A 24,165-nucleotide genomic window follows, 5' to 3' on the forward strand; every position below is an offset into this window, starting at 1 on the left:
CGTGGATTTAAAAACAGTTACAGGTGCGGCGGTTGAGCTTTCTGATACGGCTTTCGGTCGTGAATTCAACGAAGCATTAGTGCATCAAGTCGTCACCGCATATCTTGCTGGTGCTCGCCAAGGTACACGTGCGCAAAAAACCCGTGCCGAAGTTTCTGGCGGTGGCATCAAGCCATGGCGCCAAAAAGGTACTGGTCGCGCTCGTGCAGGCTCTATTCGTAGCCCAATCTGGCGTTCTGGTGGTCGTGCATTCGCTGCAAAACCACAGGATTGGTCACAGAAAGTTAACCGCAAGATGTATCGCGGTGCAATGCAGTGTATCCTCGCCGAATTGATTCGCCAAGAGCGTTTGGTTTTGGTTGAAGAGTTGAGCGTTTCTGGACCAAAGACTAAAGAGCTGATTGCAAAGCTAAATGAGCTTAATGCACCTCGTGCACTAATCGTCACCAAAGAAGTTGACGAAAACTTATACTTAGCCGCTCGCAACATTCCACACGTCAATGTACTTGGTACAAACGAAGTGGATCCAGTGAGTTTGATCGCATATGATAAAGTGATCATGTCAGTTGAAGCTGCGAAACAATTTGAGGAAGCACTAGCATGAATAACGCAAGACTTTATCAGGTCTTAAGAGGACCTGTATTCTCAGAAAAATCTCAAATGCTTGGCGACTCACTTGGTGTGCAGGTATTTAAAATTGATTCTAATGCTACTAAGCTTGAAGTCAAAAAAGCAGTTGAGTTGATGTTTGAAGGTGTTGAAGTCATTAAAGTGAACACTTTGAATGTTAAAGGTAAGACAAAGCGTTTTGGTAAAAGCATCGGCCGTCGTAACGACTATAAGAAAGCCTATGTTACCTTAAAAGCTGGTCAAGATGTACAAATGGCTGATGCTGGTGAAGACGTAGTGAACACTACGGATTCTACTAGTGAAACAGCGAACAACGAATAAGGATTACACTCATGCCTATCGTAAAAGCAAAGCCAACATCACCAGGCCGTCGTTTTGTTGAAAAAGTGGTGCATCCACACCTTTACAAAGGTCGTCCTTATGCAGCGCTTCTCGAATCAAAAAGTAAGTCAGGTGGTCGTAATAATAATGGTCGCATAACTACCCGTCATGTTGGTGGTGGTCATAAGCATCATTATCGTATCATCGATTTCAAACGTACTAAAGACAATATCCCAGCAACGGTAGAGCGTATCGAATACGATCCTAACCGTACCGCTCATATTGCTTTACTTAAGTACGCTGACGGCGAGCGTCGCTATATCATTGCTGCTAAAAAGCAAGCAGTTGGCGATACCGTAATGTCAGGTGAAACCTCACCAATCCGTCCAGGTAACTGTTTACCGCTTAAAAACATCCCACTGGGTACTGTGATTCACAATATCGAACTTAAAATCGGTAAAGGTGCACAGATGGCTCGTTCTGCGGGTGCTAGTGTTCAGTTGTTAGGTCGTGAAGGTATTTATGCTATTCTACGTTTGCGCTCTGGCGAAACTCGCCGCGTACACGTAAATTGCCGAGCTGTTATTGGTGAAGTATCTAATACTGAAAACAACTTGAAATCACTTGGTAAAGCCGGTGCTTCACGTTGGCGCGGTATTCGTCCTTCTGTTCGTGGTGTCGCTATGAACCCGATTGATCACCCACATGGTGGTGGTGAAGGTCGTAACAAAGGTCGCCATCCAACCAGCCCTTGGGGTCAGAAGTCTAAAGGACTTAAAACGCGTCATAATAAGCGTACTGACAGTATGATTATCCGTCGCCGTCGCGCCAAGAAGAAATAAAGGAAGAATTTCATGCCTCGTTCATTGAAAAAAGGTCCATTCATAGACGCGCATTTGTTTGCCAAAGTTGAGAATGCATTAGACACCAACTCACGCAAGCCCATTAAAACTTGGTCGCGCCGCTCGATGATTCTGCCCCAAATGGTTGGCCTAACTTTGTCTGTTCACAACGGCCGTACTCATGTACCGGTTATCGTAAGTGAGCAGATGGTTGGTCATAAACTAGGTGAATTTGCCCCGACTCGTACGTATCGTGGTCATGGCATTGACAGAAAAGCTAAGAGATAAGGTGCTTACCATGGAAGTAACTGCAAAATTACGCGGTGCCGCCATTTCGGCACAAAAAGTTAGACTCGTCGCTGATGAAGTTCGTGGCAAATCTATTGAGCGTGCTTTGGATATCCTAACGTATAGTAATAAAAAAGGCGCTGTATTTGTTAAGAAATGCCTTAACTCAGCCATCGCCAATGCCGAGCATAACGACGGTTTAGATATTGATACCCTTAAAGTATCAACCATCTACGTTGATGAAGGCATTACGCTAAAACGTATCCTACCACGTGCCAAAGGTCGCGCTGATCGTATCAGCAAGCGTACTTGTCACATCACTATAAAGGTAGGAGAATAAGTTATGGGACAAAAAGTACATCCAATCGGAATTCGTCTTGGTGTTGTCAAAAAGCATAACGCAAACTGGTATGCTAACCCTAAACAATACTCAGAATACCTCATCAACGACATTCAAGTTCGTGAGTATCTACGCAAAAAACTAGATAAAGCTATGATCAGCAACATCATGATCGAGCGTCCTACTGGTGCTGCTAAGATTACCATCGCCACTGCGCGTCCTGGTATTGTTATCGGTAAAAAAGGCGAAGATATCGAAAGACTTCAAAAAGAATTGACCAAAATTATGGGCGTACCTGCTCAGGTCAACATTGAAGAAATTACATCACCGGATCTTGATGCACGTTTAGTAGCAGACGGTATCGGTAGCCAGCTTGAGCGTCGTGTTATGTTCCGTCGTGCGATGAAGCGCGCGGTACAGAACAGCATGCGTTCTGGTGCTAAAGGTATCAAAGTTGAGCTGTCTGGCCGTCTTGGCGGTGCTGAGATTGCTCGTACTGAATGGTACCGTGAAGGTCGTGTGCCATTGCATACACTCCGCGCTGATATTGACTATGCGTCAATACGTGCAGAGACAACTTACGGCACTATCGGTGTAAAAGTTTGGATTTTCCGTGGCGAAATCCTTGACGGTATGAACAGTGTTTATAATCCCGTGAAGGAAGATAAGCCTCGTGCGCCAAAACGCCGTGGTCGTGGAAACGGAAACCGTCGAAACTCAGACAGAGGTTAAACTATGTTACAGCCAAAACGTACCAAGTTTCGTAAAATGCACAAGGGTCGTAACACTGGGCTAGCTCATCGTGGAAGCACCGTTGCATTCGGACAAATTGGTCTAAAATCGTTGACTCGTGGTCGTATGACTGCCCGTCAAATTGAAGCAGCACGTCGTACCATCACTCGTAAAATTAAGCGTGGCGGTAAGATTTGGATTCGTGTATTCCCAGACAAACCAATTACTAATAAACCACTCGAAGTACGTATGGGTAAAGGTAAGGGTCCTGTAGAATATTGGGTATGCGAAGTCAAACCTGGTAAAGTGCTATATGAAATCGAAGGGGTCTCAGAAGAGCTTGCTCGCGAAGCCTTAACGCTTGCTGCAGCAAAACTGCCCTTTAAAACTACCATTGTTAAGCGGACGATAATGTAATGAAGATCAGTGAATTACGTGATAAATCATTAGAAGAACTGACTCAGTTACTTGATGAAAAGCAACTTGATGCTTTCCGTATTCGTATGGCTAAAGCAACTGGTCAGTTGGGTAATACCCATGAAGTACGTGGCAATCGTCGTACGATTGCTCAGCTTCAGACTTTGATTAACGAGAAACAACGAGGCGACTCATGAGCGATAACAATCAAACAGCTAATGCTAGCGTATTGACAGGACGAGTTGTCAGCGACAAGATGGACAAGTCCATCACAGTTTTGATTGAGCGTCTGGTTCGTCATCCTTTGTATGGCAAGCAGCTTCGTCGTTCTACAAAAATCAAAGCTCATGATGAGAATAATGTTTGCCAACAAGGCGACCTTGTCCGCATCAAAGAAACGCGTCCAATCTCAAAAACCAAGTCTTGGACTTTGGTTGATGTGGTTGAAAAAGTAGAAAAAATCTAAGTAAATTGCATTAAAAGCCAGAAGCTGTTAAAATAGCCGCCTTTTTAAGGATGCTGATTGCGCCGAGCGTATATCACTCACATTAAGAGTTAGGTGCGGTTATTTATATTAAAATGCCGTCTACTCATACTGTGCTAGCGGCAGCAACTGGTTTTTATTGCTCATACGTGTGGAGTAACGCTATGATTCAGGTTGAGTCAATGCTGGAAGTTGCAGATAATAGCGGTGCAAGGCGAGTTCAGTGCATTAAAGTACTGGGTGGTTCTCATCGTCGTTATGCATCAGTTGGCGACATTATTAAAGTAACGGTTAAAGAAGCCATTCCGCGTGGTCGTGTTAAAAAAGGCGACGTGATGAATGCAGTAGTTGTACGTACCAAAAAAGGCGTTCGTCGCCCTGATGGTTCGGTATTACGTTTTGATGACAATGCTGCGGTATTGTTGAACCAAAACAAAGCACCGATTGCAACTCGTATTTTTGGACCGGTAACTCGTGAACTACGTGGTGATCAGTTTATGAAAATTGTATCACTAGCACCAGAAGTATTGTGAGGTAATCCATGTCAAAATTACGTAAAGGCGATACAGTTATCGTGATTGCTGGTAAAGATAAAGGCAAACAAGGTACTGTGCAAGCTGTAAAAAACGATCGTATTAAAGTAGAAGGCATTAACATTGTTACTAAACATCAGAAGCCAAATCAGGCGACTGGCGTTGAAGGTGGCATTATTAAGCAAGAAGCTTTTCTGCATATCTCAAATGTCGCAATCTTAAATGCGCAAACCCAAAAAGCAGACCGTATTACTTATCAATTCGGCGAAGACGGCAACAAACAACGCGTCTATCGTTCGAACGGTGAAGTAGTGGCGACTGCGTAAGACACTAAGGGTGTAATGGTAATGGCAAGATTAAAATCTTTATATAACGATGAACTAAAGCAGCAAATCAAAGAAGAGCTTGGTTTGGCGAATGTGATGCAAGTGCCTAAAATCACTAAAGTCACACTTAATATGGGTGTAGGCGGTGCGTCTCAAGACAAGAAATTGCTTGAAGGTGCAGTGGCTGATATGACTGCAATTGCTGGTCAAAAACCTGTCGTCACCAAAGCGCGTAAATCAGTTGCTGGCTTTAAGATTCGTGAAGAATGGCCAATTGGCTGTAAAGTAACGCTACGCGGTGAGCAAATGTACGAATTTTTAGATCGTCTCATTGCCATTGCAATTCCTCGTATTCGTGATTTCCGCGGTTTTTCACCTAAAGCCTTTGACGGACGTGGTAACTACTCATTGGGTATCAAAGAACAAATTGTATTCCCAGAAGTAGATTTTGACAAGATTGATCGTATCCGCGGTATGGATGTGACGATCACCACGTCAGCTGGTACTGATGAAGAAGGTCGTGCGTTGCTTAAAGCATTCGGCTTCCCATTTAAATAAGGTAAAGACGTTATGGCAAAGAAGAGCATGATTAACCGCGAATTAAAACGCGAAAAAATGGTTGCTAAATATGCTGAAAAGCGTATCAAGCTAAAAGAAACTATCAGTGATATGACTGCAAGTGACGAAACACGTATGGAAGCGATGCTAGAGCTACAAGCCCTACCACGCAACTCATCGCCAGTACGTCTGCGCAATCGTTGTGCTATCACAGGTCGTCCTCACGGTTACTTCCGCAAGTTTGGCTTATCACGCAATATGCTGCGTGAGCGTGTCATGCAAGGCGATGTGCCTGGTGTTCGTAAAGCAAGCTGGTAAGGAGTAACTATATGAGTATGCAAGATACCGTTGGGGATATGCTAACCCGTATTCGTAACGCACAAATGGCTAACAAAGTATCGGTAGCAATGCCGAGCTCTAAACTACGTAAATCAATCGCTGACTTATTGGTTAGTGAAGGTTATGTGGCTAGCGCTGTTGTGACTGAAGAAGACAACAACAAAGCAACCTTATCTATCGAACTAAAATACTTCGAAGGCAAAGCTGTCATCGAAACGATCCAACGTTTTAGCCGTCCTGGTTTACGCCAGCATCGCGGTAAAGACGCTATCCCTACTGTTAAGCAAGGTATGGGTGTTGCTATTGTATCAACCAGTCAAGGCATCATGAGTGATCGTGCTGCACGCGCTGCTGGTATCGGTGGTGAAATCGTCGCATTCGTTGCCTAATATCCGCAGTTATTGCGTTAGGTAATGAGACGATAAAGTCTATTTGAACCCCTTTGAGCTTAATTAAATCTATTATGATTTATAGTCAGTTCAAAGAAAGCTGAACACCTGAGATTGATTAGATTGGATGGTGTTTATTGGGGACAATTATGCTAAACTAGCAGGCTTTTTAGCCTGTTAGTTTTTTCGCTAATAAAAGCAAGTTAATTTTTTAAGGAATACTCCTATGTCTCGTGTGGCTAAAGCCCCAGTGACGCTGCCAAACGGCGTAAGCGTTACTTTGAACGATCGGCAGGTCGAAGTTAAAGGCAAGAATGGCAATATGTCTTTACGCCTGCATGAATTGGTCGAGCTGAAACAGGAAGATGATGCAATCGTTTTCTCACCTACAGTCGATTCAAAAGATGCCATGATGCACACTGGCACCATGCGCGCCCTGCTTAACAATTATGTTATCGGCGTGAGTGAAGGCTTTGAAAAACGTCTTCAGTTAATTGGTGTTGGTTATCGCGCTCAAGCTACTGGTAATAAAGTAACGTTGAACGTTGGTTACTCACATCCAGTAGAATATACGCTACCTGAAGGTGTATCAGCTGAAACCCCAACGCAAACTGAAATTGTTTTGAAATCAAACAATAAACAGCAGCTTGGTCAAGCAGCGGCTAATATCCGTGGTTTCCGCCCACCTGAGCCTTATAAAGGTAAAGGTATTCGTTATAGTGACGAGCATGTGATTCGCAAAGAAGCCAAGAAAAAATAAGGTGAGTTGAAATGTTTGATAAAAAAGCAGCTCGTCTACGTCGAGCTAAGAAAACCCGTGCACACATCCGTGTTTTAGGCGCTAATCGTCTAACGGTTAACCGCACACCGAAACACATCTATGCCCAGATTATCTCTCCGAACGGTGGTGAAGTGATTGCTCAGGCATCTACCTTAGACAGCAGCTTGCGCTCAGGCGCGACTGGTAACGCTGATGCAGCGACGTCTGTGGGCCAATTGATCGCAGAACGCGCAAAAGCAGCTGGTATTACAAAAGTTGCCTTTGACCGTAGTGGTTTTAAATATCATGGTCGAGTGAAAGCTTTAGCTGAAGCTGCTCGCGAAAACGGATTGGAGTTTTAATCATGGCTAGAAATGATAAAAATGATAAAAATGAACAGACTGACGGTCTAGTAGAACGCTTAGTTACCGTTGATCGCGTTGCAAAAGTTGTTAAAGGTGGTCGTATCTTCTCTTTCACTGCGTTGACCGTAGTGGGCGATGGCAATGGTCGTGTTGGTTTTGGTCGTGGTAAAGCGCGTGAAGTGCCAGCTGCTATCCAAAAAGCACTAGAAGCTGCCAAACGTAATATGATTACTGTTGAGCTAAATGATGCAACTTTGTATCATCCGATCAAAGCACGTCATGGTGCTAGTAAAGTTCTTATGCAGCCTGCATCTGAAGGTACTGGCGTAATCGCCGGTGGCGCAATGCGTGCGGTATTAGAAGTTGCTGGTGTCAAAGATGTTTTGACTAAATGTTATGGTTCTACCAATACTGCTAACGTTGTTCGTGCAACGTTTAACGGTTTACGTGATATGTCAACTCCAGAGAAGATGGCAGCGAAACGTGGTAAATCTGTAGACGAAATCTTGGGTTAACTTAAACTAGGTGAGTTACGATGAAAAAAATGAAAGTCACTCAATTTAAATCAGGTGCCCATCGCCTAAAGAGCCACAAAGCGAGCTTGAAAGGATTGGGTTTACGCCGTATTAATCATACTGTTGAAGTAGAAGATACTCCTTCAACCCGTGGTATGGTCAATCGCGTCAACTACATGGTAAAAGTGGAGGAAGCGTAATGGGACTTAGATTAAATGAATTATCACCAGGTGTTGGCGCAAAGAAAACTGCCCAACGTCGTGGTCGTGGTATCGGTTCAGGTCTTGGTAAGACTGGTGGTCGTGGTGTAAAAGGTCAGAAATCTCGTTCAGGTTCTAGCGTTCGCTCAGGATTTGAAGGCGGTCAAATGCCTTTATATCGTCGTCTACCAAAATTTGGTTTTACCAGTAAAATGGCGATGAAGACTGCTGAAGTCCGTTTGTCTGAACTGAATAAAATTGAAGGCGACGTGGTTAGCATTGAAACACTTAAAGCTGCTAATCTTATCCGTCATGATATGAAGCGTGCGCGTGTTATGCTATCTGGCGAAGTTACTAAAGCTTATACCTTTAAAGGTATCAAAGTGACTAAAGGTGCCAAGCAAGCAATCGAAGCTGCTGGTGGTAGCATCGAGGAGTAGTAACGTGTCAAAACAATCAATGTCATCGACTGGTATACCGCTCAATCCATTTGCATTCATCCGTAAATACGATGAATTATGGACGCGTTTATTATTTTTAATCGGCGCATTGATTGTTTATCGTTTAGGGTCACATATTCCAGTACCGGGTATAAATCCGGTTAACTTGGCTGATCTGTTTTCGCGCAACGAAAACACCATTCTAAGCATGTTTAACATGTTTTCGGGTGGTGCACTAGAGCGTATGTCCATCATGGCGCTTGGCATCATGCCATATATATCAGCATCCATTATCGTACAGATGATGTCTGCGGTATTACCATCGCTTGAAGCACTCAAAAAAGAGGGCGAAGCGGGACGACGTAAGCTAAATAAATATACCCGTCAAGGGACACTTGGTTTAGCGCTAGTGCAGTCATTAGGGATGTGTGCTGGTCTTATCAGTCAAAACCTTACCTTATCTTCTGGTCTGACCTTTTATATTCCAGCTGTTACTTCATTAGTAGCAGGCGCAATGTTCTTAATGTGGCTTGGTGAGCAAATTACAGAACGTGGCGTCGGTAATGGTATCTCAATGCTTATTTTTGCAAGCATTGTGGCTGGTACGCCAGGTATGATTTCGCAGTCTATCGAGCAGGTCAATCAAGGTCAGATGAACTTGATTGTATTGTTTATTTTTGTGCTACTAGGTATCGCGGTTACCGCAGGCATTGTTTATATTGAACGTGCTCAGCGCCGAGTCCCCGTAAACTATGCGCAAAAGCAACAACAAGGTCGCAAAATATATGCTCAGCAGCAGTCACATCTGCCGTTGAAGCTGAACATGGCAGGGGTTATCCCAGCCATTTTTGCCAGCTCGTTATTGTTGTTTCCAGCAAGTTTAGGGCAGTGGGTTGGTCAATCAACTGATCCTACCTTTACACAGAAAATCTTACAAAATATGGCGTTGGTACTGTCACCAGGGCAACCGCTATATTTAGTACTGTTTGGCGCAATGATTATTTTCTTCTGTTACTTTTATACGGCATTGGTATTTAGTCCGCGCGAAGTAGCTGAGAACCTTAAACGTAGTGGTGCGTATATCCCAGGTATCCGCCCCGGACAACAAACTCAGCGTTACCTCGATCATGTATTAAACCGACTGACCTTTATTGGCGCGATGTATATGACGGTTATTTGTTTAATGCCAATGGTCGTCCAGTCATCGTTTGGTGTACCGTTTCAACTTGGTGGTACGTCGTTACTGATTATGGTGGTTGTGGTGATGGACTTCATCTCGCAAATTCAAGCGCATTTGATGACCCATCAATATCATGATCAGACGTTAATTCAATCGCCCACTCAACCTTAAATGAGCGGTACGATATCTCAAAGGAGCATGCTATGAAAGTTCAAGCATCAGTTAAAAAGATTTGTGGTAGCTGTAAAGTTGTGCGCCGTAAAGGCCGTGTACATATTATTTGTACTGCAGAACCTCGCCACAAGCAACGTCAAGGTTAATATTTAGTATCAAAAAATCTTAAGGTTTTTACTGCTATCTAATTTAACACTTGAAAAATGACGGCGGATGCGATATCATCCGCCACTTGCCGTAGTTTATACAAAATATTTTATAATAGCGTCAACGAATAGGCTTGCTACCAAGTCAAAGCAGAGATTTTAATTATAAAAGCTTTAGTATTGACAGCAACAAATCTGAAGAATAATGCTTTATCGATAGATAACGCTTATTTTTCTTTAATGGAGAGAAATCAATGGCTCGTATTGCCGGCGTAAACATTCCGGATAATAAGCATGCTGTTATTTCACTAACTTACATCTTTGGTGTAGGTCGTACCACTGCTCAGAAAATCTTAGAAGCAGTTGGCATTGCCCCTACTACTAAAGTTAGTCAGTTAGATGACACACAGTTAGATGCTATCCGTGCACAAGTTGCAAATTACATGACTGAGGGTGACCTTCGTCGTGAAGTATCAATGAATATTAAGCGTTTGGTTGATCTTGGTTGTTACCGTGGCATCCGCCATCGTCGTAACCTACCAGTTAGAGGTCAGAACACCAAGAACAACGCTCGTACTCGTAAGGGTCCGACACGCCCTCTCAAAAGATAATTAACTTAGGAAGCTAAAAGATGGCTAAAGACACTCGTAGTCGCAAGAAAGTGACTCGTCGTTCAGTATCGGAGGGCGTTGCCCATATCCATGCGTCTTTTAATAACACCATTGTTACGATTACCGATCGTCAAGGTAATGCACTGGCTTGGGCCACTTCAGGTGGACAAGGCTTCCGTGGTTCACGTAAATCTACACCATTTGCAGCTCAGGTTGCAGCTGAAGTCGCTGGTAAAGCGGCTCAAGAGTATGGTGTTAAGAATATCGATGTTTTGGTCAAAGGACCAGGACCGGGTCGTGAGTCTGCGGTAAGAGCACTAGGTGCATTGGGTTATAAAGTTAACAGCATCTCTGATGTAACCCCAATCCCACACAATGGTTGCCGTGCGCCGAAAAAGCGCCGCGTCTAATATTAAAGACGAAGCTTTTTATCCCAAAAGCTTATAGGAGACATAACAATGGCCCGCTATATTGGACCAAAACTCAAATTATCACGTCGTGAAGGTACAGACTTAGGCCTTAAGTCTGGTGTTAAACCATACGACGTAAAAACGAAAAAAGCGGCTCGTCCACCTGGTCAACATGGTGTCAGTCGTAATAAAAGCTCAGAGTACTCTCTACAGTTACGTGAAAAACAAAAAGTTAAGCGTATCTATGGTGTATTAGAGCGTCAATTTGCCAACTACTACAAAGAAGCTGCTCGTAAGCGCGGTGCTACTGGTGAGAACCTATTAGCAATGCTTGAGAGTCGTCTTGATAACGTAGTATATCGTATGGGCTTTGGCTCAACTCGTGCTGAAGCACGCCAGTTGGTTAGTCATCGTACCGTTATGGTAAAAAAAGCTGGCCGTGACGAGTTTGTTCGTGTGAACATTCCATCAATCCAGTTGCAAGATGGTGATGTCATCGCTATCCAAGAGAAGTCTCGCGAACAACTACGTATTAAAAACGCTATTGAACTAGCGTCACAACGTGGTATTCCAGAATGGCTAGATGTTGATCACAGCAAACTACAAGGCACGTTCAAACAAGCGCCTGATCGTATTGATCTACCTGCTGAAATCAACGAAAGCTTGATCGTTGAGCTATACTCTAAGTAATGACGTACTGCTCGATGCCATGGAAGTGGCATTGAGCAATCAACGTTAATTAAACCAGTTTAATAAATCGAGGTGACATCATGATGCTAAATGCAACTGAGTTTCTAACGCCGAACGCCATTAATGTGGATACGGTTAATGAAACGATTGCGAAAGTCACGCTCGAACCGTTAGAACGCGGCTTTGGGCATACCCTTGGTAATGCCTTACGTCGCATCTTGTTATCTTCATTACCTGGTGCTGCAGTCATTGAAGCTGAGATTGATGGTGTTGACCATGAATACTCAACGCTTGAGGGATTGCAAGAAGATGTGCTTGATTTGCTTTTGAATCTAAAAGGCTTAGCAATCACGCTTCATGACCAAAATGAAGTATTTTTGACCTTGGATAAACAAGGTCCAGGCACTATTACTGCTGCAGACATCGCGTTACCGCACAATGTGGATATTATCAATCCAGAATTGGTATTGGGTACATTGAGCGACCGTGGTCATCTTAAGATGCGTTTGCGTGTAGTAATGGGTCGTGGATATGAGCCAGCAAACCAGCGCCGTGAAGATGGTGATACCAAAGCAATTGGACGCTTAAAGCTTGATGCAAGTTTTAGTCCTGTGCTTCGTGTTGCTTATCAAGTTGAGAACGCTCGTGTAGAGCAGCGTACTGACCTTGATCGTCTTATCGTTGAGCTTGAAACTAATGGCACTATAGATCCAGAAGAAGCAATTCGTAAAGCAGCCACTATATTACAACAACAGATTTCTATCTTTGTTGACCTAGAAGCTGAAGAAGCGCCTGAGCCTGTGAAAGAAAAAGAAGAGGTTGACCCGGTGCTATTACGCCCTGTGGACGATCTTGAACTAACGGTTCGCTCAGCCAACTGCTTGAAAGCTGAAAACATTTACTATATCGGTGATTTGGTACAGCGTTCAGAGACTGAACTACTAAAAACCCCAAATCTTGGTAAGAAATCATTAACGGAAATCAAAGACGTATTAGCGTCTAAAGATTTAGAGCTCGGTATGCGCCTAGATAACTGGCCGCCAGCTGATTTACGTGTTGATGATCGCTTTTCTTATCGTAGCCGTTAAACTTTAAGGATTTTTGACTATGCGCCATCGTAAGAGTGGAGTCAAGCTGGGTCGTACCGGCAGTCATCGTAAGGCAATGTTTCAGAACATGACCAACTCATTATTTGAGCATGAACTGATCAAAACAACTTTACCAAAAGCTAAAGAATTACGTCGCGTTGCCGAGCCGTTGATCACTATGGCTAAAGAAGACAGCGTTGCTAATCGTCGTTTAGCATTCAGCCGTATGCGTAGCAAAGCTATGGTAGGCAAATTGTTTGGCACGTTAGGTCCTCGTTACCAAACGCGTCCAGGTGGTTATTTGCGTATCGTAAAATGCGGTCATCGTGATGGTGACAATGCGCCAATGGCTTATGTAGAATTGGTTGATCGCGACTAATTTTATATTGATGATATAATTTATAAAAAAAGCTCCAATTAATTGGAGCTTTTTTTATGCGTAATGCTTTTGGTCAATTACAATAATAACGATTCGACATCCGCAGCACCCTGCCTAATAATTTCAGGTTGGCTGCTGGTCATATCTACAATAGTGGTCAGTTTGGTGGTCTTAATTCCAGCGTTGATTAATCCATCTATTTGATTGGTTAATAAATCTTCAATTTCAAACGGGTCATCAAGGATGTCATCGCAGTTCGGCAATATCAATGAGCTGGTTAGGATAGGTTCATCCATGGCCTCTAACAGTGCCTGAGCGATAGGGTTGCTTGGTACTCGAATGCCAATCGTCTTTTTCTTTGCGTGAGCCAACTTCTTAGGCACATCTTTGGTGGCATTTAAAATAAAAGTAATAGGTGCTGGCGTATGCGCTTTTATCTGTTTGAACTGCACATTGTCCACGGTGGCGTAGCTGGCAATCTCACTTAGATCACGGCATAGTAAGGTGAACTGGTGTTTGTCATCAAGCTCACGAATTTGTTTGAGTTTTTCTAGCGCGTCTTTTGCCCCTAAACGGCAACCAAAAGCATAGCTGGTATCGGTAGGATAGATAATCAACTGATCTTTGCGTAATAGATCCGCTGCTTGCTCGATAAGACGTGGCTGCGGGTTGTCTGGATGAATGTAGAATACTTGCATAATAGATCCTTACTTTATAATTATTGGTTTATTCATTAGTATAGCGTAAAGCAAATATAAGTTTAGTAGCAAGGCGTTACGATCCGTAGAAAAAGGTTAATAGAAAATGATAATAACGTTTGATTGATACTTTATCGCCAGATTACTTAACGAGTAGAGCAAATCCTGAGCAGGGTTGTCAATAAAGTCTTCGCATCCCGTGGTAAAGTACACGGCTTAGCAATATATTCTGCAACTTGCAAATAAACATCATGAGCAAAGGTGCTGCTGCTGGTATCAAAATCAGCAAATAAATTGTCTTGTGAGACCTGAAAAGGTCGCCTGCATGCCAGAGTGAATAAACATTCTAGTGCTTGCGGCTTAATCTCAACGCGCTCAAAAGCCTGCTGTTGAGCCTCTGATCGGCCGTCTGCTGCATACCAGTAGCCAAAGTCAGCCAACTGTCTACGGCGCTCACCGGCAATACACCAATGACTAATTTCATGTAAGGCACTTTGGAAAAATCCATGAGCAAACTCAATACGTGCTGGTTGGTTATTGTTAGCAGGAAAATATTCTGGCTCGCTATCACCGCGTACTAGTATGACTTGTTGATTGGCGAACAGTGTATTAAACAGCTTTATGAGCCAGTCGGTTATTGCTTGTTCGCTGTCATCAACCAAGATATTTTTGGTTTGAGAAGTAAAAAATCTTTGCCATTGTATCGATAGCTGCTCCAACGGCTCACTTTTTTCAACCATTAGTCTATCATCAGGGTTTTTTATTCTGTTATTTTCTAATTCCTGTAGATGTTTGAGTAACACCTCTGCATCAATGGCAGACAATAAGTTGGAAAAATCAGGATTAACAGCAGGCGATATCATAATTAAAATATTGACCCATTAAAAGATAAGTGACTGATGTGCTGTATAGATATAAGTAAATGATAAAATATAAGCACAAAATATAGTAACAAATAAGCGCCAAAAATAGTAACATACTCGCGCTAGTACCGCTCGGCGCTTTCCGTTAGTATGGCAGGCAATATTATACACCGTTTTGATGAATGAGGCCGCGCATGTCAAGCACTCCAGAAAATAAACCGTCAGCACTCGATGTTGATAATAAAATAGCGCCTATCTCTACCAGCATGCCTGAGTCTATTTCTTTAGATAAATGGGCAGACACTGGTTATCAATGGGTAGGAGAGGTAGAGCCGCGCTCTTTTCAACGTCTCGCTGCTATATTGACCACAGAACATGAGCAAGAAAAAATATCGCTCAATGCTGATTTGTATCGCCGCAACAATGTGTTGCACTTAGCGTTTACATTGACGGGTGATGTTTGGTTAACTTGTCAACGCTGTTTGCAACCAGTGGCAGTCGACTTGTCTGACGATTATGATATTGCGCTGTTAGAGGATGATAGCCAAGCGCGCTTAATCGATGATGAACAAGATTACTTATTACTCGATGAAATTATTACTGAGTCATCACCAGAAAGCTTATTGCCATTTAAAAAATTGGTAGAGGACGAGATATTGCTCAAAACGCCAATGGCGCCGAAGCACGATGATTGTGAAATGAGTGTTGAGCAATTTGGCGAGATTCCAGAAGAAGAAGAAAGCGAAAATCCTTTTGCCGCTTTAGCCTCACTCAAAGGCAAGCTATAATATAACAAGCTACAGCGTAATAGACACGCTATGGAGTATATTTATAGTGTCTTTTATCAGCTTTGTGCAGAAGAGTGAAGGCAGGGCTTTATTAATGCATGAAACATGCGTATAATGTCCGATTTATTGCATTCTAGCAACAAGTTACTTGCTGATAGAAGCTGACTGAGCAAATCTTTATAGGTTTTAGACATGGTCAGTACTTTATGTAGGTGGCAATCTATTTAACTAATGATGCTTAAGACTTAGGTTGTTGTGATTTATAGCCTCTGTCAGTATCGATGAAAGCTGAATTTTAAGCTTATCCCTTTTAAGTATAGGAGCTATATCATGGCTGTTCAAAAAAGTCGTAAAAGCCGTTCTCGTCGTGACATGCGCCGTTCACACCATCGTATGGAAGTGGCTGAGCTAAGCGTAGATGCTACCACTGGTGAAAAACATCGTCGTCATCATATGACTAAAGATGGTTTCTACCGTGGCCGCCAGTTATTCAAGGTCAGTCAAGACGCTTAAGTTACTGGCTAGATAATGGCTAATGTAAAATAATGATAGTACTAGTGACTATCGTTATTTTTGCATCGCTGTTATTAGACGGTAAGCTTTGAGTTAAAAAAAGCCAAGTTATTTCGCTATCATATATTATGTGGCTGGATAACTTGGCTTTTTGTTATTGGCTTTTATGGTAGATATTGCCATCACTTTTAACGCTCGTTTTTAGTCGCTATAAAAGTGAGGCGATATGACTTCTTGATTTATGCATCGCTTTAACGCGAATAGCGTTTTACTATAGGTGTTTAAGTTTCAGGCGCTATGATAATGCTGTGTGTCAGTGTATAGTTTACTGACCGTCCGTTTCTATAGATAATCTATTTCTTTAGATGAATAATCAAAGTCACGGTTTTACCTATTATCTAGCATTAATTGCACTTAATACTCATCGTATTTAACAACTATTGTATCTAACAATATAATAAACCCCATTATTTTAGGGATATTTCCAATTAAATAAGGAATATTGGTTATGGCCTCTGCACCCGATATGGCAAAAAAACAGCCTACACGTATTGCAGTAATTTTTCCTGGACAAGGCTCTCAAGTAGTCGGGATGACTAGCGAGCTTGCCGAAATTTATCCAGAGATTCGCGATACTTTTACTGAAGCCAGCGCGGCACTTGGTGAAGACTTATGGGCAATCTGTCAGGACGAAGAGAAACTCAATCAAACAAAATATACTCAGCCTGCATTACTGACGGCGAGCATTGCAATTTGGCGTGTTTTAAAACAAAAAATAGATAATACGCCTTGTTATTTGGCTGGTCATTCTTTGGGTGAGTATAGCGCCCTGTGTGCGGCTGGGGTGATATCGCTTGCTGATGCCGTCACCTTGGTACATAAGCGCGGTCAGTTGATGCAAGAAGCCGTTGTGGGCGTGGATACCGCTATGGCTGCAGTACTAGGACTTGAAGATCAGCGGGTTGAAAACCTCTGTGAGCAAGCGGCTGAACACGTGGATGATGCAGTGGTGGGTGCCGCCAACTTTAATAGCCCAGGACAAGTGGTCATATCCGGTAATGCGGCTGGGGTGAATGCGGTCATTGATAAAGTCCAAAATACAGGTAAAAAGTCTATTCCACTCAAGGTAAGTGTACCGTCACACTGTGCGCTTATGGCGCCTGCTAGCGATGCATTGGCTGAGATACTGGCTGAGATTCAGTTCGATCAAGCGACCATTCCTGTGATTCAAAATCGCCATGCGCGTGTTGAGACCAGTGCGGTAGGTATCAAACAGGCGTTGACCGAGCAATTAAGTGAGCCAGTATTATGGTCAAAAACCATGCAAGAGCTGGCTGACAAACAAGTTAATATTTTAATCGAATGTGGCAGTGGTAATGTATTAAGCAATTTGGCAAAGCGTCAAGCACAGCCAATTACTAGCTATCCTACTGATAAGCCTGCCCGTCTTGATAAGTTAATAGAGGTGTTATCATGAGCCGTACGATTACATTAGTGAGCGGTGCTAGCCGTGGCATCGGTAAAGCCGTCGCCAAACGTTTTGCTAAAGAAGGACATTTTGTCATTGGCACAGCGACCACTGAAAAAGGTGCTGAACTTATCGAAGACTATCTCCACGATAGCGGGGGTATCGGGCGCGTTTTAGATGTACGTGATACCGCACAGATTGATAAGTTGTTCGAAGAGATTGAGAGTGTCTACGGGGCGGTGCAAGTATTGGTCAATAATGCTGGTATCACCCAAGACGGCCTACTAATGCGCATGAAAGATGACGATTGGGATAATGTCATTGATACCAATTTGACGTCGGTTTATCGCATGAGTAAGCGCGCTGTACGCGGTATGATGAAAGCGCGCCGCGGTCGCATCATTAGCATCACCTCTGTGGTTGCTCAAATGGGCAATGCAGGTCAATCTAACTATGCGGCGACCAAAGCAGGTATAGAAGGGTTCAGTCGCACTTTGGCCCGTGAAATTGGCTCACGACAAGTGACCATTAACTGTGTAGCGCCAGGCTTGATTGAGACTGATATGACAGATGAGCTCGATGAGCGCCTCCTAAATTCTATGTTAGATGCCGTACCAATCAGCCGCCTTGGTCAACCAGAAGACATTGCCGCAGCCGTACATTTTTTAGCCAGCGATGAAGCCAGTTACATCACTGGTGCCGTTATTCCAGTCAATGGTGGCATGTATATGTAAGTAACAAATCAGCGTTACATACTTATAATAAAAAACTGTGTGAACGAGTGTAAACTATAATAAAGGGTGCTATAATGACGGACACTTTTATGTCAAAGCCCTGTATGATAGCGAGGCTTTACTAGACATTAGTCAAAACGTATGACTGGTTATGAAGCACTCAAACGGCATGCTAATCTGAAAATCCCATTTTATATACTATGCCATAGCGTCTAATGACAGGGTTATGGTAATTCGTAAAATAATAGATCAAAAAGGAGAAATCTACATGAGTAATGATACCGAGCTAAGAGTTAAAGCTGCAGTAGCTGAGCAATTAGGTATGAATGTTGAAGACATCAACAACGACGCTTCATTTATGGAAGACTTAGGCGCTGATTCATTAGACCTAGTTGAATTGGTAATGTCATTCGAGAGCGATTTTGGCATCACTATTCCTGATGAAGATTCAGCAGAGCTGACCACGGTTCAAAAAGCAATCGACTATGTACAAGCGCAGCTATAACTAGCAACTTGCTCGACAGGTTCGATATAACCGCTTATCTTAGTAGATAGGCGGTTTTTTTATACCTATTTTTAACCAGGTTAACGTATATTTATACGATTAATAATTGCGTTAACAGAAGCTACGCCAAGTCAACATTACTCAACATACTATTACTATCTACCTTATCTGCCTTTGTTTATACTAATAATGGTCAGTAAAAACAACGATGGTAAGTACGGTAAATAAAGACAATTACCATTGTATAACAATGATCGATAATAAATAACAATAGTTTAAGGAGCAATTATATGGGTATGTTTAGCTTTGCAAAAGACATCGGTGAGAAAATTTTCAATCGTGATGATGCCAAACATGATGCAAAATCAGAGACGAAAGCAGATGCCAATACGCCAGCACCAAGTAGTGAGCCTTCAGCGCAGTCAGTAGCCAATATCTTACTTCGCCGCATTCAGCAGCAAAATTTGGATATTAGTGAGCTAAAAATCAAATACAACGGCTCAACAGATACCGCAGAAATTAGCGGTAAGGCTAAAACCCAGGCAGATCGCGAAAAAGCGATTATCGCAATTGGTAACGTGCAGAACGTTGCTAAAGTAATCGATAATATCGATATTGAAGAAGATGCACCTGAATCTACCATGTATACGGTAAAGTCTGGTGACAACTTGTCTAAGATCGCTCAGGAAGTTTATGGGTCAGCAAATGATTATACAAAAATATTTGAGGCCAATAAACCAATGCTATCAAGCCCCGATAAGATCTATCCTGGTCAAGTATTACGTATTCCTAAGCCATAGTATTGCTTTTGAACGTATAGAAATATAAGCCTCTAAACCCCTCATTATTTAAAATATGCATTGATAAAAAAGCCTCTTATATATAAGAGGCTTTTTTATTTTATAAACATCATGCTATGACTTAAGAATCTTTAGTTTATCGAGCTGCTCCGTTATTGCCCAGTTAATATGCTCATCAAGCATCTCGTTATGTATGCCTAGTTTTAATCGCAGTTGGTCAATTGTTTCCTCACTAGCACTGGCGTTGCCAAGTCCAATGGCAATATTGCGTAAAAAATTCACATAACCGGTGCGTCTGAGTGGGCTGCCTTCGGTTTTTTTCATAAATTCAACTTCTTGCCATTGCCATAATTCTAGCAAACTGCTGTTATCAAGGTTATGCCGTGGGGAAAAGTCTTCTACAGGCGTGATATTGGCATAGCGATTCCACGGACAGATGAGTTGGCAGTCGTCACAACCAAAGATACGATTGCCAATCGCACGGCGGTATTTGGTATCAATACTGCCATCGTGTTCGATAGTGAGGTAAGAGATACAGGCCGACGCATCGAGCTCATAGGGTGCGATAATTGCTTGAGTAGGGCAGATATCGATACAAGCGCTGCAACTGCCACAATGTTCCTTAACGGGCTCATCATCTGGTAGCTCAAGACTCATAAATAGCTCGCCAAGGACAAAAAATGAACCCGCTTGCTTGTTTATTAGCAATGTGTGCTTTCCTGTCCAGCCAAGACCAGCCGCATCAGCAATAGGCCGCTCAAAGATAGGCGCTGAGTCACTGAACGGTCTAAAGATAAAGTCCGTTTCAGTGCCAATATCTAGATGTTGCCACTCAGGAAGCATGGCTTCGATTGTTAATGCCAGTTTCTTCAGGCGACTGCGCATGGTTTTATGATAATCACGCCCTCTGGCATATCGCGCAATGATGCCTTGGTTAGGGTAATCATTATCTGTAACAGCGCGCGGTGTTGGTGCTTGGGTTAAATAGTCCATGCGTACGCTGATGATGGTTTTTGCGCCTTCTACCAGTTGTTCAGGGTTGGCGCGCAGATGGTGATTGTTGTGCATAAATTGCAATTGCCCTTCATAACCTTTGGCTAACCATTTTTTTAAGTGTTCTGTTTGCTTAATAAATAAAGGGTGATGTACGGATAAGAAACCACAGTCAGCAAACCCTAAGGCTTGTGCTTGGTTCTTAATCCATTGCTTGACGTCTGCTGTGGTTGCAAACGTTAGGATGCCATTAACGGCAATCTTATTTTGATGCACGCCGTCTGGTGAATTGGGTAAGTTTGTTTGAGAATTATTATTCATGTATGACAGTAAGCGTTAATGAGAATACCGTTATGATAAGCCAGTGAGCCAAGAGCGCAAGGGTCAAATCCAATAAAACTGCATTCATATTGATACATAAGTCAAAGTAAGCTTTTGCTAAGCTAATATGATTGAGAAATAATCAGATTTTAAAATTATATATAACACGCCAATAAAAATACTAAAGGATTAGCCATGCAAGTACCAGCCTATTTATTAGCGAAACCAACCATACCTGTCGCGCTGTATAGCAGCGAGCAGCTCTATACGATGGAGCAGACGTGGTTTGCTCAAGGTAATGACAGCTTTAGCTTAATGAAGCAAGCGGCTTGGCACATGTCGCGATATATTGAGCAGTTTTCTGAGCAACCACACACCAATGCCTCTTTTAAAAACAACGTTTATCGTCGTCATATTTGTCAACGTCGAGCTAGTGTTTGGGTTGCTAAAGGTAATAATGGCGGTGATGGTTGGCTGATTGCTTATTATTTGCAGCAAATGGGCTGGCAGGTGGAAATAGTTACTGTCGGTTTTGATAATCGCGATTTTGAGATAGGTAATAGCACGAATGATGCTCATAAAAACGGGCCTACATCTGATGCAGAAAAGGCTTTACAAGTAGCGCTATCTGCTGACTGCGACTATCAACGTTTTGAAGATAGTGCTTATAGTCAGGACAAACAAGTAGATAACTACTCGCAAGTTGATATCTATATCGATGCATTATTCGGTATTGGACTAGATCGCGCCCCTGTTGGTATTTATAAATTAGCAATTTGCGCGTTTAATAAGGTATCTCAACAACGTCATTCATTGGCCATTGCCGTTGATATTCCGAGTGGGTTGGTTGCTTCAACTGGAGAGGTGTTCGATCGTGTGGCAATACAGGCTGACGTGACTTTGTGCTTGATTGCTCGTAAATTCGGACTGCATACGAAGGATGGCATGGATTATAGCGGTGCGGTGATTGATATACCGCTGATACCTTATCAGGTAAATAGTAAGCCGTTACTACCAGTTGCTACCCTGATTAATACAGCGCATGGTTTAAACCCGCGTCGCCAAAACAGCTATAAAGGCAGCTATGGTCATGTGTTGGTCATCGGGGGCAATCGTGTCGATGGCTCACAAGGTATGGGCGGCGCAGCGATACTCTCTGCATCAAGTGCGATGGCAGCAGGAGCGGGTAAAATCACCGTTGCTTGCCATGAAGCTTTTCATGGAGCGCTATTAACTTCACTACCGGATGCAATGACCATCAATTTACATGACCAGAATGGCGTAAAGAATTTGATTAGGGAAGCCAGTGTGGTGGCTATCGGCATGGGGCTTGGACGTGACAAAAAGGCAGAAGCATTATTTATCAGCTATGTACAAACTGCCATAGCAGAGAAAAAACCAATAGTTATCGATGCCGATGGTCTCTATCATTTGGCGTCATTGCAGAGGGCTGGTCATAAACTAATAGCACAACTAAAAGAATACAGTGCTGAGTATCAGGTTCGTTTGACACCGCATAGTGGTGAGGCCGCTAGGTTGCTCGATAAAAAAGTACAAGAGGTGGAAGCCGACAGGTTGGCAGCGATAAAGCAGTGTGCGACTACTTATGGCGGTGATTGGGTATTAAAGGGTGCAGGGTCGCTAATTTTGGAGCAGAAAACAGCACAGCAGCATATCTATGTATGCGGAGTGGGCAATGCTGGCATGGCGACGGCTGGCATGGGCGACGTGTTATCGGGTGTGGTTGCTGGCTTATTGGCTCAGCAGGATTTAGAACAACAACCGCGCAGTTTGCACCAAGCGGTTGTTGTTCATGGATTGGCTGGAGATACGCTAGTCAATCAAATCAATAATAGCGACAATGACACGCTTTTAATCGGTCAACGCGGGCTACAAGCTCAGGATATGCCAGTAGCCATACGTCATGTGTTGCAACTAATCACTGATGACGGTTAGGTCGGGCTAGGTCGTAGTGCCATTACAGTATTGATTGATGGCTTGCTGCACACGCTCACGCTTAAGCTCAATTTCGCGGCCATCCAGATACTCACGTTTGCCATTGGCATCCATTTCATAGATACGGCCACCAACATTCAAGTTGGTCAGGTTATTACGTAGTGACTGGCAACGTTGGGCGTTTGCTTGTGTTTCTTGATCTTTAATACGTGCTTCTAGCTGTGCGACCCGCTGTTCTTCGGCACTTGGCGCATTGCTGTTTTGATTGGGGTCGGTTTTACCCGCCAGTTGTCCTGCGCTGCTCTGTCTGCCATCACTACGGAATTCTATCAGCTCAATATTTCTGCCATTTTGCGGAGAATGTTGGCTATATTTCACTTCGCCGTGCGCACCGATAGACTTATAAACTTGAACAGCATGGCTGGCATTCATTGATAGCATTAGCATACACGCAGTACCCATACTAATAAGTAATTTGGCAGCGGTGTTTATTGTAGACGCATATGCCATGGTAAAAATCCTCTTAATGAGTAAAAAAATATGTGTATAAATAGGTTAAGGATAATGGTTAATGCACTCGATTACAATATAAATACATTGTTGTTTGATTCTAGCAAATAAACCTTATGAATGCATATTGTTTAATAACCAATAGTTAGGGGTGGGCTTTAGAAGTTTTTCTTGACAATAGCTCACAAACCATCGAATATAATAGCAGTTGATTGGTCAGTGAGCGGCTTTTATGATATTGCCGTGGCACTTGAAAATGAGGACTACGGGTTGCTTATCAGTAGCTTGCTTAGTTTTATTTTCTTTGTGACAATAATCTAGATTAAATAGTCATTACTACGTTAGCTATAAAATCTGCATTTATTGTCTCCGGACTTATCCGTCTACAATGACTAATATAAACTTATTATTAATGTGTTTCGTAAGACTTTGCTGTTATAAGATAGAGTGTCATGGGTGTTGGTAACATTTGCTCGTTAAGCAGGTTATGTGATTTTGCGATCAAATAACGTGATATTAGCTTTGAGATTTTGTTTTAACATTCTGTGCTTTTCTATTTATTTTATTATAGCCGCAAGCTGGTATTCACTACAAATAATAAGCTTCTTTTAAAGATGCATTCGCATCTTGTCACTGTATATCGATAAACTCCTGTCACAAAGCTGACCTTGCATATATTTGCTATGTTTGAGTGGTATGCTGTCTGATAAAGCAGCACGGCTCAGATATAGTGGGCACACATTCTTGATAGGGACAAGGATTAGCAGTCATTTTGATGAGACAAACAACTATGCATGAATACCGTTGTTTTCTTTTATCAGATAGTGCGATTCCTTGCCATAAAAAAAGGTGATGACAG

37 protein-coding genes are annotated in these 24,165 nt (G+C 42.8%); 33 read left to right on the plus strand and 4 right to left on the minus strand.

The genetic code is table 11. The annotated features are described in order from the left end of the window. Position 1: 1 nt before the first annotated feature. The 26 genes from rplD (at position 2) to rplQ (ending at position 13,157) form a co-directional block, all read left to right on the plus strand. Positions 2-604: a 50S ribosomal protein L4 gene (gene rplD, locus EI161_RS01320; RefSeq protein WP_192523462.1), complete on the plus strand. Its 603-nt coding sequence runs from the start codon at positions 2-4 to the stop codon at positions 602-604. Next, on the plus strand, positions 601-951 hold the full coding sequence (rplW, locus tag EI161_RS01325) for a 50S ribosomal protein L23 (protein ID WP_192523463.1): 351 nt from the start codon (positions 601-603) through the stop codon (positions 949-951). The genes rplD and rplW overlap by 4 nt, the downstream gene beginning before the upstream one ends. An 11-nt stretch (positions 952-962) precedes the next feature. Continuing rightward, on the plus strand, positions 963-1,793 hold the full coding sequence (gene rplB, locus EI161_RS01330) for a 50S ribosomal protein L2 (protein ID WP_192523464.1): 831 nt from the start codon (positions 963-965) through the stop codon (positions 1,791-1,793). 12 nt (positions 1,794-1,805) lie between these two features. Then, positions 1,806-2,081, plus strand: a complete 276-nt coding sequence (gene rpsS / locus EI161_RS01335; protein WP_192523465.1) for a 30S ribosomal protein S19 — start codon at positions 1,806-1,808, stop codon at positions 2,079-2,081. 10 nt (positions 2,082-2,091) lie between these two features. Further along, a complete protein-coding gene (gene rplV, locus EI161_RS01340) occupies positions 2,092-2,421 on the plus strand; it encodes a 50S ribosomal protein L22 (protein ID WP_192523466.1) in 330 nt (109 codons plus the stop codon). Positions 2,422-2,424: 3 nt separating this feature from the next. Further along, complete coding sequence (gene rpsC / locus EI161_RS01345) at positions 2,425-3,153, plus strand: 30S ribosomal protein S3 (protein WP_192523467.1); 729 nt, start codon at positions 2,425-2,427, stop codon at positions 3,151-3,153. A gap of 3 nt (positions 3,154-3,156) precedes the next feature. Continuing rightward, a complete protein-coding gene (gene rplP, locus EI161_RS01350; protein WP_192523468.1) occupies positions 3,157-3,570 on the plus strand; it encodes a 50S ribosomal protein L16 in 414 nt (137 codons plus the stop codon). Further along, the gene (gene rpmC / locus EI161_RS01355; RefSeq protein WP_110923946.1) at positions 3,570-3,767 is read left to right on the plus strand and encodes a 50S ribosomal protein L29; all 198 of its coding nucleotides are present in this window, start codon (positions 3,570-3,572) and stop codon (positions 3,765-3,767) included. The genes rplP and rpmC overlap by 1 nt, the downstream gene beginning before the upstream one ends. Continuing rightward, positions 3,764-4,036 (plus strand): 30S ribosomal protein S17, encoded by a 273-nt coding sequence (rpsQ, locus tag EI161_RS01360; protein WP_010196699.1) that lies wholly within the window; start codon positions 3,764-3,766, stop codon positions 4,034-4,036. The genes rpmC and rpsQ overlap by 4 nt, the downstream gene beginning before the upstream one ends. Positions 4,037-4,218: 182 nt before the next feature. After that, positions 4,219-4,587, plus strand: coding sequence for a 50S ribosomal protein L14 (gene rplN / locus EI161_RS01365; protein WP_010196702.1), 369 nt, complete (start codon positions 4,219-4,221; stop codon positions 4,585-4,587). Positions 4,588-4,595: 8 nt separating this feature from the next. Continuing rightward, positions 4,596-4,913 (plus strand): 50S ribosomal protein L24, encoded by a 318-nt coding sequence (gene rplX, locus EI161_RS01370; protein ID WP_192523469.1) that lies wholly within the window; start codon positions 4,596-4,598, stop codon positions 4,911-4,913. A 21-nt stretch (positions 4,914-4,934) separates the two neighbouring features. Continuing rightward, entirely contained in the window at positions 4,935-5,471 is a 537-nt protein-coding gene (rplE, locus tag EI161_RS01375) for a 50S ribosomal protein L5 (protein ID WP_192523470.1), read from the plus strand. A 12-nt stretch (positions 5,472-5,483) separates the two neighbouring features. Then, complete coding sequence (gene rpsN / locus EI161_RS01380; protein ID WP_010196705.1) at positions 5,484-5,789, plus strand: 30S ribosomal protein S14; 306 nt, start codon at positions 5,484-5,486, stop codon at positions 5,787-5,789. Between the two features lie 11 nt (positions 5,790-5,800). Then, the gene (rpsH, locus tag EI161_RS01385) at positions 5,801-6,199 is read left to right on the plus strand and encodes a 30S ribosomal protein S8 (protein WP_192523471.1); all 399 of its coding nucleotides are present in this window, start codon (positions 5,801-5,803) and stop codon (positions 6,197-6,199) included. A gap of 226 nt (positions 6,200-6,425) precedes the next feature. Next, on the plus strand, positions 6,426-6,959 hold the full coding sequence (gene rplF / locus EI161_RS01390) for a 50S ribosomal protein L6 (RefSeq protein WP_192523472.1): 534 nt from the start codon (positions 6,426-6,428) through the stop codon (positions 6,957-6,959). Between the two features lie 11 nt (positions 6,960-6,970). After that, positions 6,971-7,321, plus strand: coding sequence for a 50S ribosomal protein L18 (gene rplR / locus EI161_RS01395; protein WP_192523473.1), 351 nt, complete (start codon positions 6,971-6,973; stop codon positions 7,319-7,321). 2 nt (positions 7,322-7,323) lie between these two features. After that, positions 7,324-7,839 (plus strand): 30S ribosomal protein S5, encoded by a 516-nt coding sequence (rpsE, locus tag EI161_RS01400; RefSeq protein WP_192523474.1) that lies wholly within the window; start codon positions 7,324-7,326, stop codon positions 7,837-7,839. Between the two features lie 20 nt (positions 7,840-7,859). Then, the gene (gene rpmD, locus EI161_RS01405) at positions 7,860-8,039 is read left to right on the plus strand and encodes a 50S ribosomal protein L30 (protein ID WP_010196714.1); all 180 of its coding nucleotides are present in this window, start codon (positions 7,860-7,862) and stop codon (positions 8,037-8,039) included. Continuing rightward, entirely contained in the window at positions 8,039-8,479 is a 441-nt protein-coding gene (gene rplO, locus EI161_RS01410) for a 50S ribosomal protein L15 (RefSeq protein WP_192523475.1), read from the plus strand. The genes rpmD and rplO overlap by 1 nt, the downstream gene beginning before the upstream one ends. A 19-nt stretch (positions 8,480-8,498) precedes the next feature. Further along, a complete protein-coding gene (gene secY, locus EI161_RS01415; RefSeq protein WP_192523479.1) occupies positions 8,499-9,830 on the plus strand; it encodes a preprotein translocase subunit SecY in 1,332 nt (443 codons plus the stop codon). 32 nt (positions 9,831-9,862) lie between these two features. Beyond that, entirely contained in the window at positions 9,863-9,979 is a 117-nt protein-coding gene (rpmJ, locus tag EI161_RS01420) for a 50S ribosomal protein L36 (protein ID WP_010196721.1), read from the plus strand. 254 nt (positions 9,980-10,233) lie between these two features. Beyond that, the gene (rpsM, locus tag EI161_RS01425) at positions 10,234-10,590 is read left to right on the plus strand and encodes a 30S ribosomal protein S13 (protein ID WP_021813384.1); all 357 of its coding nucleotides are present in this window, start codon (positions 10,234-10,236) and stop codon (positions 10,588-10,590) included. Between the two features lie 20 nt (positions 10,591-10,610). Continuing rightward, positions 10,611-11,000, plus strand: coding sequence for a 30S ribosomal protein S11 (rpsK, locus tag EI161_RS01430; protein WP_058368279.1), 390 nt, complete (start codon positions 10,611-10,613; stop codon positions 10,998-11,000). Positions 11,001-11,048: 48 nt separating this feature from the next. Then, entirely contained in the window at positions 11,049-11,690 is a 642-nt protein-coding gene (gene rpsD, locus EI161_RS01435) for a 30S ribosomal protein S4 (RefSeq protein WP_192523476.1), read from the plus strand. A gap of 80 nt (positions 11,691-11,770) precedes the next feature. Next, positions 11,771-12,778, plus strand: a complete 1,008-nt coding sequence (locus tag EI161_RS01440) for a DNA-directed RNA polymerase subunit alpha (RefSeq protein ID WP_087040762.1) — start codon at positions 11,771-11,773, stop codon at positions 12,776-12,778. Positions 12,779-12,797: 19 nt separating this feature from the next. Further along, a complete protein-coding gene (gene rplQ, locus EI161_RS01445; RefSeq protein WP_010196736.1) occupies positions 12,798-13,157 on the plus strand; it encodes a 50S ribosomal protein L17 in 360 nt (119 codons plus the stop codon). A 77-nt stretch (positions 13,158-13,234) separates the two neighbouring features. Here rplQ and EI161_RS01450 read toward each other — a convergent pair whose 3' ends face one another. Then, positions 13,235-13,855, minus strand: a complete 621-nt coding sequence (locus tag EI161_RS01450) for an L-threonylcarbamoyladenylate synthase (RefSeq protein ID WP_192528819.1) — start codon at positions 13,853-13,855, stop codon at positions 13,235-13,237. 146 nt (positions 13,856-14,001) lie between these two features. Next, entirely contained in the window at positions 14,002-14,718 is a 717-nt protein-coding gene (locus tag EI161_RS01455; protein ID WP_192523671.1) for an elongation factor P hydroxylase, read from the minus strand. A 194-nt stretch (positions 14,719-14,912) separates the two neighbouring features. Between EI161_RS01455 and EI161_RS01460 the strand changes: the two genes are divergently transcribed. From EI161_RS01460 to lysM, 6 genes are all read left to right on the plus strand, one after another. Further along, positions 14,913-15,506: a YceD family protein gene (locus EI161_RS01460; RefSeq protein WP_192528820.1), complete on the plus strand. Its 594-nt coding sequence runs from the start codon at positions 14,913-14,915 to the stop codon at positions 15,504-15,506. A 330-nt stretch (positions 15,507-15,836) separates the two neighbouring features. Continuing rightward, positions 15,837-16,019 carry a 50S ribosomal protein L32 gene (rpmF, locus tag EI161_RS01465; RefSeq protein ID WP_010196743.1) on the plus strand — a complete coding sequence of 61 codons (183 nt, stop codon included), beginning with the start codon at positions 15,837-15,839 and terminating at the stop codon, positions 16,017-16,019. A 508-nt stretch (positions 16,020-16,527) separates the two neighbouring features. Beyond that, a complete protein-coding gene (gene fabD, locus EI161_RS01470) occupies positions 16,528-17,496 on the plus strand; it encodes an ACP S-malonyltransferase (protein WP_192528821.1) in 969 nt (322 codons plus the stop codon). Then, positions 17,493-18,221: a 3-oxoacyl-ACP reductase FabG gene (fabG, locus tag EI161_RS01475; RefSeq protein ID WP_192523675.1), complete on the plus strand. Its 729-nt coding sequence runs from the start codon at positions 17,493-17,495 to the stop codon at positions 18,219-18,221. Before fabD ends, fabG begins: the two co-directional genes overlap by 4 nt. A 268-nt stretch (positions 18,222-18,489) precedes the next feature. Continuing rightward, positions 18,490-18,726 carry an acyl carrier protein gene (acpP, locus tag EI161_RS01480; RefSeq protein ID WP_025652201.1) on the plus strand — a complete coding sequence of 79 codons (237 nt, stop codon included), beginning with the start codon at positions 18,490-18,492 and terminating at the stop codon, positions 18,724-18,726. A 290-nt stretch (positions 18,727-19,016) separates the two neighbouring features. After that, positions 19,017-19,526 (plus strand): peptidoglycan-binding protein LysM, encoded by a 510-nt coding sequence (lysM, locus tag EI161_RS01485; protein ID WP_192523676.1) that lies wholly within the window; start codon positions 19,017-19,019, stop codon positions 19,524-19,526. A 114-nt stretch (positions 19,527-19,640) separates the two neighbouring features. Here the strand turns inward: lysM and queG are convergent, their stop codons facing one another. After that, positions 19,641-20,840 carry a tRNA epoxyqueuosine(34) reductase QueG gene (gene queG, locus EI161_RS01490; protein ID WP_192528822.1) on the minus strand — a complete coding sequence of 400 codons (1,200 nt, stop codon included), beginning with the start codon at positions 20,838-20,840 and terminating at the stop codon, positions 19,641-19,643. 195 nt (positions 20,841-21,035) lie between these two features. On the opposite strand from queG, the gene EI161_RS01495 reads away from it, so the two are divergent. After that, positions 21,036-22,796 (plus strand): NAD(P)H-hydrate dehydratase, encoded by a 1,761-nt coding sequence (locus tag EI161_RS01495; protein ID WP_192528823.1) that lies wholly within the window; start codon positions 21,036-21,038, stop codon positions 22,794-22,796. Between the two features lie 6 nt (positions 22,797-22,802). Here EI161_RS01495 and EI161_RS01500 read toward each other — a convergent pair whose 3' ends face one another. Continuing rightward, positions 22,803-23,306: a DUF4124 domain-containing protein gene (locus tag EI161_RS01500; protein ID WP_192523679.1), complete on the minus strand. Its 504-nt coding sequence runs from the start codon at positions 23,304-23,306 to the stop codon at positions 22,803-22,805. Positions 23,307-24,165: the final 859 nt, after the last annotated feature.

The sequence above is a fragment of the Psychrobacter sp. FME5 genome (genome assembly GCF_014861375.1).
GTDB lineage: Bacteria > Pseudomonadota > Gammaproteobacteria > Pseudomonadales > Moraxellaceae > Psychrobacter.